This window comes from Nocardia sp. NPDC024068 (assembly GCF_040638875.1).
GTDB lineage: Bacteria > Actinomycetota > Actinomycetes > Mycobacteriales > Mycobacteriaceae > Nocardia.
In genome coordinates, this window is record NZ_JBEZYU010000001.1 from 296,788 (window position 1) to 309,590 (window position 12,803).

Annotated in this window: 1 protein-coding gene (running past one end of the window); it reads right to left on the reverse strand. The window is 69.6% G+C overall.

Annotated elements, in window-relative coordinates; translation table 11 throughout:
- Position 1 precedes the first annotated feature (1 nt).
- Positions 2-12,803, reverse strand: the 3' portion of a protein-coding gene (locus AB0F41_RS01380; protein ID WP_357420691.1) for an SDR family NAD(P)-dependent oxidoreductase. It continues 3,110 nt past the right edge of the window; only the last 12,802 of its 15,912 coding nucleotides appear in the window; its start codon lies off the right edge, out of view — the gene reads right to left on this strand; it ends in the stop codon at positions 2-4.

The following is a 12,803-nucleotide window of genomic DNA, read 5'->3' on the forward strand; positions in this document are numbered from 1 at the left end:
TTCAGTCCTCTGAGTTGTGGTAGGCCAGGTCGATCAAGTCGTCGATATCCAGCTCGTCGATCGATTCGTCGGTGATGCCCTGATCGGCGTCGGCGCGGCCGTTCGCCAGCGTCATGAGGGCATCGAGCAGGCCCGCGTCGCGCAAGCGGGTGAGGGGGATCGTCTGCAGGGCTCGGCGAATCTCGTCCTCGGACGGATCTCCCGAGCGGTCGGGGTTGTGGTCGGTGAATTCGCCGGCCAGGTATCCGGCCAGGGCTTGCGGGCTCGGGTAGTCGAACACCAGCGTTACCGGCAACCGCAGACCCGTGATGGTTGTGAGGTTGTTGCGGAACTCGATCGCGGAGATCGAGTCGAAACCCAGCTCGCTGAAGGCCCGGCCGGCCGCGACCGCGTGCTGATGCCCCAGCACCGCCGCGACCTGGCCGCGGACGACGTCGACGAGAACTGCCAGGCGTTCGTCATCGGGTGTTTCCGCCAGCCGGGCACGCAATGCCGTGGCCGAACTCGACGCCGCGCCGCGACGTACCGGGGACAGGCCGGACAGCAGTGCGGCGGCGAACCCCGTGGTGCGCAGAGCGTCCCGATCCAGTCGCGCGAGAACCGGAGCCGCTGTATCGATCTCGGCGGCGGCATCGAACAACGCCAGGCCCTGCTCCTGCGACAACGGCAACATACCCGAGCGTGCCATGCGGCTCCGGTCGACATCGCTGAGCTCGGCGCCCATACCGCCCTCCGTGCTCCACAGCCCCCAGGCGAGGGACTGCGCGCAGCGCCCGGAAGCCCGGCGATGTGACGCCAGCGCGTCCAAGCAGGCGTTGGCCGCGGCGTAGTTCCCCTGACCGGGGTTGCCGAACGCACCGGCTGCCGAGCTGAACAGAACGAACGCCTTCAAGGGCAGGTCGGCTGTCAGTTCGTGCAGGTGCAGGGCCGCATCGACCTTCGGCCGCATTACCACGTCCATCCGGTCCGCGGTCAGCGAAGTGATGGCGCCGTCGTCGAGCGCGCCGGCCGTGTGGAACACACCGGCGACGGGGTGTGCTGCCGGAACAGCGGCCAGTACCGCGGCCAGCGCGGCGCGGTCGGAGACATCGCAGGCGATATGGTCCGCATCGGCTCCGAGACGCTGCAACTCGGCCCGCAACTCGGCGGCACCCGGCGCGGCTTCACCGCGCCGGCTCAGCAACAGCAGGTGCCGGACGCCGCGTGCGGTGACGAGGTGCCGGGCGAGAAGCCCGCCGAGGTAACCGCTCGCACCGGTGATCAGGACGGTGTCGTCCGGACCGAAGACGGCGCCCGACGGGGAAGTGATCGCCGAGGTGGGGCTCACCCGGACCAGTCGCGCACTGTGCGCCCGACCGCCCCGCACGGCCGCCTGCGGTTCTCCCGAAGCGAGAATTCCGCCGAGCAACCCGTCGGAGTCGGCACCGGTGTCCGGGGAATCGGTGTCGATCAACACGATGCGGTCGGCACTCTCCGCCTGCGCGGAACGAACCAGACCACCGACCGCGGCACCGGCCAAATTCGTAATATCCTCCCCCGCGACCGATACCGCACCACGGGTCCGGATCACCAGCACCGACTCACCGGACCGCTGATCAGCGGCCCAGGACCGGAGCACCTCCAGCATGTCGTGAGTCACCGCACGGATTGTGGCGGGATCATTACCCGTCGCGCACTCCACCACAACCGCCGCCGGAACCTCGGCACCGGGATCCACCTGCGCCGCCGCCGCGCGCTCGTGGTCCGGCACCGCCAGCGGTGTCCACTCGACCTGGAACATCGCCTTGTCCACGGCGGATACGCCCGCCGTCAGCTGTGCGGGATCGATCGCCCGGGAAGTCAGCTGCCGCACGGTCGCCACCGGGGCACCGGTCGGATCCGCCAGGTCCAGCGCCACCGTATTCTCGCCGACGCGAGCCAGCCGGACCCGCAAGGCGCCGGCCCCGGCCGCGTGGATCGTGACCCCCGACCATTCGAACGGCAACGCGATTCCGGTCCCGTCCGCGGCCGGGTACCACCCGGCCGGGCGCAGCGCATGCACAGCGGCGTCGAGCAGCGCCGGGTGCAACCCGAAGCCCCCGGCCTCCCGCGGATCCGGCAACGCGACCTCGGCGAAGATCTCCGTTCCGCGTTGCCATGCCGCCTGCAGGCCCTGGAAGCACGGACCGTACCCGTACCCCGCGTCGAGCAGCTCGTCGTACACACCGTCGATATCCACCGGCCGCGCCCCGGCCGGCGGCCACGCGACGAGGGCGGCGGCGGCGGGCAGTGCCTCCGGGGCGAGCACGCCCTCGGCGTTGAGAACCCACGCGGAATCGGCGGCATCGCCGGGACAGGAGAAGATCCGCACCGCGCGGCGACCGGTCTCGTCCTCGCCGTCGACCGCCACGCGCACCGCGACCCCGCCGGCTTCCGGCAATATCAGTGGCGACCGCAGGACCAGGTCGTCCAGGGTCGGACAGTCCACTTGCCGGCCGGCGTGCAGAGCCAGTTCGACCACACCGGTGCCGGGGAACAGCACGGTGTCCAGCACCCGGTGATCGGCCATCCAGGGATGTGTCCGCACCGACAGGCGACCGGTCAGGATCGCGGCCCCGGTGTCCGGGTGTGACACCACCGCCGAGAGCAGCGGGTGTCCGGTAGCGACCAAGCCCATCGACCGGGCATCACCACTGCCGGCGGATCCTTCGAGCATCCAGTAGGGACGATGCTGGAACGCGTAGGTGGGCAGATCGATGCGCTGTGCACCCGTATCGCGGTACAGCGCGGTCAGGTCGAGGCCCGCGCCGGATACGAACAACTCGGCCGCACCGGCCAGTACCGTCGCGGGATCGGCGTGCTCTCGACGTGCCAGGGCGATCACGGCCGAAGGCGCGTCTGCCCGCTCGTCGTCGACGATCCGATGGATCATCGGGGTCAGCACGGCATCGGGCCCGACCTCGGCGAACCTCGACACCCCCAGCGCCGCCATCGTGGTCACCGCATCGGCGAACCGCACCGTGTCCCGGACCTGATTCACCCAGTACGACGGAACCGACATCTCGTCGGCGACTCGCGCTCCGGTCACCGTCGACACCAAGGAAAGGTTCGGCCGAGCAAACGTCAGCCCCTCGACCACCGCGGCGAACTCGACCAGCATCGGCTCCATCAATGCCGAATGGAACGCATGTGAAACACGTAAACGATGTGTCCGCCAACCGGTCTCGGTACACCGATCGGCCACAGCGACGACATCCTTCTCGGTGCCGGAGATCACCACCGACGCCGGGCCGTTCACCGCGGCGATCGACACTCCATCGCCCAGCAACCCCACCAGCTCGGCTTCCGAGGCACCGACCGCGATCATCGCCCCACCGGTCGGCAACGCCTGCATCAACCGGCCGCGCGCCGCCACCAGCACACACGCATCCGCCAGCGACAACACACCGGCCACATGCGCAGCGGCCACCTCACCGATCGAATGGCCCGCCACCACATCGGGCCGCACCCCCCACGATTCGAGCAGCCGGAACAACGCCACCTCGAACGCGAACAACCCTGCCTGCGCGAACACCGTCCGATCCACCAGATCATCACTCGCCAGCGCCGCTTCGAGCGACCCCAGCTGCCCCAGGGCGGGTCCCAGCTCGGCAATGATCGCGTCGAAGTGTTCGGCGAATACCGGGTAGCCGGTGTGCAACTCGGCGGCCATCCCGGCCCACTGCGCACCCTGACCCGAGAACACCATGCCCGTCGAACCCGATATCGCACGACCGGACACCACACCCGGCGCCTGCTCGCCGGCAGCCACCGCCCGCACACCCGCCAGCAGACCATCACGGTCGTCCGCGACGATCACCGCGCGATGCTCGAAGACACTGCGCGACAGCAGCGAGAAGCTGATATCGATCGCGCTCTGGTCGTCCACATGCGTCGCCAGGCGAGCGGCCGCAGCGGCAAGCGCCTCGCCGCTGCGTGCCGACAGCACCCACGGCAGGACAGCCGGCACCGCATCCACGGTCGAGTTCGGTGGCGTCACCGGCACCGGAGCCTGTTCGATAACCACGTGTGCGTTGGTGCCGCTGATACCGAACGACGACACACCCGCACGCCGCGGACGACCCACCTCGGGCCACTCGACGGCCTCGGTCAGTAGCCGCACCTGCCCCTCGGACCACGCTACTTTTGTGCTGGGCTCCTCCGCATGGAGCGTCGGCGGCAGTACCCCGTGCCGCATGGCCATCACCATCTTGATCACACCACCCACGCCCGCGGCCGCCTGGGCATGTCCGATGTTGGACTTCAACGATCCCAGCCACAGCGGACGATCCGCGGCGCGGTCCCGGCCGTAGGTCGCCAGCAGAGCCTGGGCTTCGATCGGATCGCCGAGAGTGGTGCCCGTTCCGTGTGCTTCGACGACATCGACCTCGCCGGGGGCCACTCCCGCGTTCGCCAGAGCCTGGCGGATCACCCGGCGCTGCGACGGACCGTTCGGCGCACTGAAACCATTGGACGCACCATCCTGATTCACCGCCGAACCCGCGAGCACCGCGAGCACCGCATGACCATTGCGCCGCGCATCGGACAACCGCTCCAGCACCAGCACACCGGCCCCCTCGGACCAGCCCACACCATCGGCGTTGTCGGAGAACGACTTACACCGGCCGTCCGGCGACAGACCTCGCTGCCGGCCGAACTCGAGGAACATATCCGGGGTGGCCATCACGGCCACGCCACCGGCCAGCGCCAGATCGCACTCCCCCGACCGCAGCGACTGCGCGGCCAGATGCATGGCGACCAGCGAGGACGAGCATGCCGTATCGACGGTGACCGACGGGCCCTCCATACCGAACACATACGACACCCGCCCCGAGACCAGGCTGCCCGCGGAGCTGCTTCCGGTGCCCGTTCCCCGCGCGTAGTCGTGGTACATCACGCCGGTGAACACACCGGTCGGACTACCCCGCAGTTCGGCGGGATCGAGCCCGGCGCGTTCCAGCGCCTCCCACGACACCTCCAGCAGCAACCGCTGCTGCGGATCCATCATCGTGGCCTCATTCGGGCTGATACCGAAGAAATCGGCGTCGAAGTCGGCTGCCGAATACAGAAATCCACCGTGGCGGGTGTAGGTCTTCCCTGCCTTGCCGGGCTCCGGGTCGTAGATACCGTCGATATCCCAGCCTCGATCCGTTGGCATATCGCCGGTGGTGTCGGTACCAGAGGCGACCAGGTTCCACAGGTCTTCGGGCGAGGTGACGCCACCGGGGTAGCGGCAGCTCATCGCGACGACCGCGATCTGATCGTCACCGGCGCGGACTCGGCCGACAGCGCGCTCGCCGATCTCGCCGGTGCCGGTGAGGTGCGCATCGAGGAACTCGGCGACGGTCTGCGCATCGGGGTAGTCGAAGACGAGGGTGGCTGGTAAGACCAGCCCGGTCGCGGTATTGAGCCGGTTGCGGAATTCGACCGCGCTCAGCGAGTCGAAACCGAGTTCCTGGAAAGCTTGCCGGGGTTCCACCACGGCGGCCGAGGTATGGCCGAGGATCTCGGCGGCGACCGAGCGGACCAGGTCGAGCAGGGCGCTGTGGCGATCGGCCTCCGACAGAGCAGCGAGGCTCTGCGCAAATGCCCGGCCCGCGGCGGTTCCGTTCCGGCGAGCCGGGGCGGGCACGATCGCCCGTAGCAAGGCGGGAATGCGCTCGCCCCGAGTCCGCAGTGCGGCCGGATCGACACGCAACGCCACCAGTTGCGCGGTGTCGGTGGCTATCGCCGCGTCGAACAGTGCCAGGCCCTCGGGCTCCGACAGTGGGGGGAAACCCTGCCGGCGCATCCGATCGAAATCCGCATCGGAGAGGTCGGTCCCCAACCCGGTCGACCGTGCCCACAGACCGTAGTCGACCGAGGTCGCCGGCAGCCCCTGGCGGTGACGATAGGCGGCGAGCGAATCCAGGAACACGTTCGCCGCGGCGTAATTCGCCTGACCGGCGGCCAGCACCAGCCCGCCCGCCGAAGACACCAGCACGAACAACGACAGCGACAGATCCCGCGTGAGTTCGTGCAGATGCCATGCCGCGTCGACCTTGGGCCCGAAGACCCGGTCGATCCGGTCCGCGGTGAGCGACTCGATCACACCGTTGTCCGCGATTCCGGCCGCATGCACCACACCCACCAGCGGATGCTCGGCCGGTACGGCAGCCAGCAGGGCCGCCGTCGCGTCCCGATCCGACACATCACACGCGGCGACGGTGACCTGCGCACCGAGCGCCGTCAGCTCCGTGCGAAGTTCGGCTGCCCCGGGGGCGTCCGGTCCGCGCCGGGACGTCAGAACCAGGTGGCGCACACCGTGTTCGGACACCAGATGCCGGGCGATCACCGCCCCCAGACCACCGGTGCCACCGGTGACCAGTACCGTACCCGGCTCCGGAAGCCGCACAGCCGTTCCGGGTGTGTGACGAGTCAATCGCGGTACGACAGTTCCGGTGCCACGCAGCGCGGCCTCCGGCTCCGCCGCTATGCCCTCGGCTACGGTCGCGATGTCGATCGCATCCCGGTCGCCGGAATTGTCCCGATCGAGCAGCTGGAACCGGCCCGGGTGTTCGGCCTCCGCGGCACGCACCAGACCCCACACCGGGGCCTGAGCGAGATTCACCGCGTCCGAATCATCCACTGCCACCGCGTATTCGGTCAGCATGACCAATCGAGATCGGGCGAAGCGCCCGTCGGCCAGCCACTGGCGCACGGTGTCGAGAACATCGACGGCTGTCCGCCGCGCCGCCTCCGGCGGCGCACCGTCGTAGTGCGGGCATTCGAATAGGACGACGTCGGGTACAACCGACTCCGGGCTAGCATCGAGATCGGCGCTCAGCGCCGCGAGGTCGTCGTAGCCGCGCACACCGTCGGTATTTCGATCATCACGGCTGCGCCCCGTGCCGAGTACCGCCACCCTGCCCGGCCCGGCGTTCGCTGCCGACGGCGTGGCGGCGACCCAGTTCACCCCGAACAGCGCGTCCGGAACCCGGTCCGCGTTCAGGCCCTCGGCTGATACTGGCCGGGAGACCAACCCGCCCACCGACAACACCGGGCGGCCCTGCTGGTCGGCTATCCGGATGCCGAGCTTGTCGGAATGACGCTCGATGCGCACCCGCACCGCGGCGGCACCTGTCGAGTGCAACACCACTCGATTCCAGGTGAACGGCAGCGCCGGCGAGCCTTCGGCACCGCCGCGAAGCCCGTGAATTATCCCGGCATGCAACGCCGCGTCGAACAGCGCGGGATGGATCCCGAAACCGTCGGCATCCTTCGCCTCCGGCAGTGCGACCTCGGCGAACAGCTCCGCACCGCGCTGCCATGCCTCCCGCAACCCTTGAAAGGATGGTCCGTATCCATACCCGATGTCGAGCAGTTCGTCGTATACCCCGTCGATATCCAACGGCCGCGCGTCGTGGGGCGGCCACGCGGTGAGGTCGAAATCAGCAACGGCGTCGCCCGGGGCGAGAACGCCTTCGGCGTGGGTAACCCATGACCCCTCGCTCGTCCGGCGGGAGTGCACACGCAGCCGTCGGCGACCGGTCTCGTCGGAGGCGGTCACCGCGACCTGCACCGCGACACTGCCCTCGGCAGGCAACGTCAAGGGGGCCCGCAGGACGAGCTCGTCCACTGTCTCGCAGCCCAGGAGACGGCCTACGTGGCAGGCCAGTTCGACGAATCCGGTGCCCGGCAGCAGCACTGTACCGAGGACGCTGTGGTCGGCCAGCCATGCGACGGAGTCCACCGACCAGCGGCCCGTGAAGCTCACCCCACCCGAATCCGGGTGCGGCACCAGCGCACCCAGCAGCGGATGATCCACCGTGTCGAGACCGGCGTCGGTGACGCCTCCCGATCCGGCGCCGAGCCACGAGCGCGCCCGCATCTGCCTGGCATCGAGCCAGAAACGCTCGTGCTGGAAGGCGTAGGTGGGCAGGTCGATGCGCCGTGCTCCGGAACCTGCGTAGCAGGCGACCCAGTCCACCTCGGCGCCGGAGACGAACAAGCCGGCGACCGCGTTCACCACAGCCGGGGTATCGGCGTGGTCGCGCCGGGCCACAGGGACCGCGGTCGCGCCGGGGAGCGTCTGGGCGATCATCGGGGTCAGCACCGCGTCGGGACCCACCTCGGCGAATCGGGCCGCACCCGAACTCGACATCGCGGCGACCGCATCGGCGAAGCGCACAGTCGCGCGAACCTGTCCGACCCAGTAGGACGGATCGGTCATCTCGTCGGTGACAGCCGCGCCGGTCACCGTCGACACCAGTGGAATACTCGGACGAGCGAAGGTCAACCCCTCGATCGCCGAAGCGAATTCGGCGAGCATCGGTTCCATCAGCACCGAATGGAAGGCATGCGAAACACGTAGACGATGCGTCCGCCACCCTTGCTCGGCACAGCGATCGGCCACCGCGGCGACCACGTCCTCGGCACCGGAAACCACCAACGATGACGGACCGTTCACCGCCGCGATCGAGACACCACCGTCCACCAGCAGAGCACGCACCTCGGCCTCGGAAGCGCCGACCGCGACCATCACCCCACCCCCGGGCAACGCCTGCATCAACCGGCCACGCGCCGCCACAAGCACACACGCGTCCGGCAACGACAACACACCGGCCACATGCGCGGCAGCCACCTCACCGATCGAATGACCCGCCACGACATCCGCCCGGAAACCCCACGATTCGAGCAGCCGGAACAGCGCCACCTCGAACGCGAACAACCCCGCCTGCGCGAACACCGTCCGGTCGACGAGGTCACCGTCGGACAATGCGACGCTCAGCGACACCTGCTGCCCCAGCAACGGCTCCAACTCGGCAACGATCCCGTCGAACACCTCGGCGAACACCGGATACGCAGCGCGTAGCTCAGCCGCCATCCCCGCCCACTGCGCACCCTGACCCGAGAACACCACACCCGTCGAACCCGGCACCACCCGACCCGACACCACACCCGGCGCCCGCACACTCGCGGCAAGCGCCCGCACACCCGCCAGCAGAGCGTCACGACCCTCGCCCACGACCACCGCACGGTGCTCGAACACCGCACGCGTCGACGCGAGCGAGAAGCCGATATCGATCGGCTCGTGGTCGCGCACATGCGATATCAGTCGAGTCGCCTGGTCGGCGAGAGCGGCACTACTCCGGGCCGAAACCACCCACGGCAACAACGCCGGGACGTTCTCGGTCGGCTCCACCGACACCGTGTCCGGAGCCGGTTGCGTCGTCGCAACGGTCGCGGGCGCCTGTTCGATGATGATGTGGGCGTTGGTGCCGCTGATACCGAACGACGACACACCCGCCCGCCGCGGACGATCCGACTCCGGCCAATCCACCGGCTCGGTCAACAGCCGGATATGACCTTCGGACCAATCGACCTTCGTCGACGGCTGGTCCACATGCAATGTGCGCGGCAGCACACCGTGCCGCATCGCCATCACCATCTTGATCACACCACCGACGCCGGCGGCAGCTTGAGCATGGCCGATATTGGACTTCAACGACCCCAACCACAGCGGCCGATCGGAGTCTCGGTCCTGCCCATAGGTCGCCAGCAAGGCTTGGGCCTCGATCGGATCACCCAAGGTCGTCCCGGTGCCGTGCCCCTCCACCACATCCACCCCGAGCGGGGACACACCCGCATTAGCGAGAGCTCGGCGGATCACCCGCCGCTGCGACGGACCGTTCGGCGCCGTCAAACCATTCGACGCACCATCCTGATTCACCGCCGAACCAGCAACCACCGCAAGCACGTCATGACCATTGCGCCGGGCATCGGACAACCGCTCCAGCACCAGCACACCCGCACCTTCGGACCAGCCGACGCCATCGGCGCTGTCGGCGAACGACCTGCACCGGCCATCCGGCGACAACCCCCGCTGCCGACTGAACTCCACGAACGGCTCCGGCGTAGCCATCACCGCCACACCACCGGCCAGCGCCAGATCACACTCCCCCGACCGCAGGGACTGACCCGCCAAGTGCATTGCGACCAGCGACGACGAACACGCCGTATCCACCGACACGGCCGGGCCCTCGAGGCCGAGTATGTACGAGACCCGCCCGGAGACAATGGATCCCGAATTCGCGTTGACCGGATAGTCGTGGTACATCAGGCCGGTGAACACACCGGTCGAGCTGCCCCGCAGCGCCGCCGGATCCACACCGGTCCGCTCCAGCGCCTCCCACGAGGTCTCCAGCAGCAGGAACTGCTGCGGATCCATCAGCGCGGCCTCATTGGGACTGATACCGAAGAACGCCGGATCGAATTCGCCGGCGGAGTGCAGGAAGCCACCCTCGCGCGTGTAGGTGCTGTTCGGTGTCTCGCCGGTGGGATCGTAGAGACGTCCGGTATCCCAGCCACGATTCACCGGGAACTCCGACGTCGCGTCGATCCCGTCCACGACCAGCTGCCACAGGTCCTCGGGCGAGCCGACCCCACCGGGATACCGGCAGGCCATCCCGACGATCACGATCGGATCGCTGTCGGTGGCGGTGGTGGTCGTGACCGCGACCTCGCGCTGCGCGCCGGTGAGCTCGCCGGCCACATGGGTGGCCAGCGCCTGTGGTGTGGGGTGGTCGAAAACCACCGCGGCAGGCAAGGACAGTCCGGTCGCGGTCTTGAGCCGGTTGCGCAGCTCGACCGCGCTCAGGGAATCGAAGCCCAGGTCCTGGAACGCGCGGTCCGTTTCGATCGTGGAGGCGCGTTTGTCACCGAGTACGGCCGCGACGTGGGTCCGCACGATATCGAGGACCGCCTGCCGCTGCCGGTCGGCGTCGAGTCCTGCCAGCCGTTGCCGCAGCACCGGTACCGTCGCCTGCGTCGCCACCGGGCGCCGGGCCACCGCCGGCACCAGGCCGCGCAGGACCGGCGGCAGGAGCCCGGTCTCGGCCTGAGCGCGCAACGCGGCGGTGTCCACGGCAGTGATCACCGCGTGTGTCATGTCCCGTTCGAACGCCGCACGCCACCCGGCCAGGGCCAGCTCATCCGGCATCGGGACGAATCCGCCGCGACCCATCCGGGCCACATCAGCGGCACCGAGCTGTCCGGCCATACCGCTCGAGCGTGCCCACGGACCCCATGCCAGCGACTGCCCGGCCAGCCCCCGCGCCCGCCGGTGGGCCACCAGCGCGTCGAGGAAGGTGTTCGCGGCCGCGTAGTTGGCCTGTCCGGGCCCGCCCACGGTGCCCGAAACCGACGAGAACACCACGAACGCCGCGAGATCCAGCTCCGCGGTCGCCTCGTGCAGATACCACGCGGCGTCGACTTTCGGCGCCAGCACGGCGCCCACCCGGCGCGGGGTCAACGACGCGAGGGTGCCGTCGTCGAGCACACCCGCGGCATGGATCACGCCGGTCAACGGCCACTGTGCCGGTACCCCGGCCACCGCACCGGCCAGCGCGGCGGCGTCGGTGACATCGCAGGCGACCACGCGAACCTGTGCGCCCAGCTGTTCCAGCTCGGCGCACAGCGCGGCGGCCCCCTCGGCCCGCGGGCCGCTGCGGCTGACCAGCACCAACGACCGCACACCGTGCTCGGCCACCAGGTGCCGCGCCACGACCGCACCCAAACCTCCGGTGCCGCCGGTGATCAGCACCGTCCCCGCGCCGAAACCGGGGCGGTCCACTTCCGCCGCGGGGGCCACGACCGCGGGCCGGGTGAGCCGGGCGGTGTGGGCAACGCCGTCGCGCACGACCACCTGGGGTTCGCCCACGGCCAGGACGGTGGCCGCGAGTCGCTCGTCGATGCCGGTGTCCGTGTCGACCAGCACGATCCGATCCGGATCCTCCGTCTGTGCGCTACGCGCCAAACCCCACACCGCCGCGCCGGCGAGATCGGTGAGATCGGCCGAGCCGGTGCCGGACAGCGCGACCGCGCCGCGGGTGGCGATCAGCAGGGTGCTGGAGGTGAACCGATCCTCGGACCGCCAGGCCTGCAGTACCTCGAGGATTCGCGTGACCTCGGTATGGGTGGCGCTCACCACACCGGTGCCGATGCTGTCGTCCCCTCCGGCCCCGGCCTCGACCACCACCACCGGTGGTACCTGCGCCTCCGGATCCAGCTCGTCCCAACGGCCCACCTCCGTAGGCACCGTGCCGGGCTCGGAGGCGGCGGGCGACCACACGAGTTCCAGGACCGGATCGGCCGCACCGCCCGGTAGGGCCGCGACGAGTTGCTCGAGCGGTATCGGCCGCGGCGTCACCGATCCCGACAGAACCGGTTGCCCGTATTCGTCGGCCACCGAAACCGACACCGACGAGCCGGTCGGCGTGAGCCGCACACGCAGGACGGAACTTTCCGCCCCGTGCAGCGATACCGACTCCCACGAGAACGGCAGCGCCACCTGCCCGGCCGCGACCGTGAAAGGCGACTCCGGTTGTCCCGTATCGGCTTCGAGCGCACCGGCCAGTTGCCCCGCGTGCAGGGCGGCGTCCAGCAGTGCCGGATGGATCCCGAAGCCTTCGGCGCGCGTCCCGGTGTCCGCGTCCGCGGCGATCTCGGCGAACACCTCGTGGCCGCACCGCCACAGCGCCCGCACCCCGCGGAAGGCCGGACCGTACTCGTAACCACGGGCGAACAGGCTCGTGTACGCGGCGGCGACATCGATCGCGGTCGCCGGGTCCGGTGGCCACGCCTCCGGCCGGGATCCGGCCGGGGGCGGGTCCGCCTGCCGCGGCGCGGGGCGGCCCACGACGGTCAGCAGACCGCGTGCATGCAGAACCCATTCGTCGTCGCGGTCGTATTCACCGCGTGAGTAGATGGACACCGGCCGCTGCCCGGACTCGTGTCCGGTCCCG